This window comes from Rhizobium sp. Root483D2, from assembly GCF_001426685.1.
In the GTDB taxonomy this organism is placed as follows: Bacteria; Pseudomonadota; Alphaproteobacteria; order Rhizobiales; family Rhizobiaceae; genus Pararhizobium; species Pararhizobium qamdonense.
In genome coordinates this window covers 593-875 of sequence record NZ_LMFB01000006.1, presented here as the reverse complement: position 1 = coordinate 875, position 283 = coordinate 593, and the positions used below count along the sequence as shown (strand labels likewise).

General features: G+C 64.7%; 1 protein-coding gene. It reads right to left on the bottom strand.

Annotated features, from left to right (window positions below; translation table 11 throughout):
* A partial coding sequence (locus ASD32_RS28875; protein ID WP_156383062.1) for an ABC transporter ATP-binding protein occupies positions 1-283 on the bottom strand: 283 nt, incomplete at both ends.

Below are 283 nucleotides of genomic sequence, written 5' to 3'. Positions count from 1 at the left end.
GCGGGCTGCCTCCGCCACCTTCTTGTCGATCCCCGCCTGGTCCATCTTCGCCATCTTCAACGGGAAGGCGATATTGTTGCGCACCGTCATATGCGGATAGAGCGCATAGGACTGGAACACCATGGCGAGCCCCCGCTTGGCCGGAGCCGCACCGGTGACGTCGCGCCCGTCGATCTCGATCGTGCCGGAGGTCGTGTCCTCAAGGCCGGCGATCAGCCGCAGAAGCGTCGATTTCCCGCAGCCCGAGGGGCCGACGAAGACGACGAACTCGCCTTCGTTGATG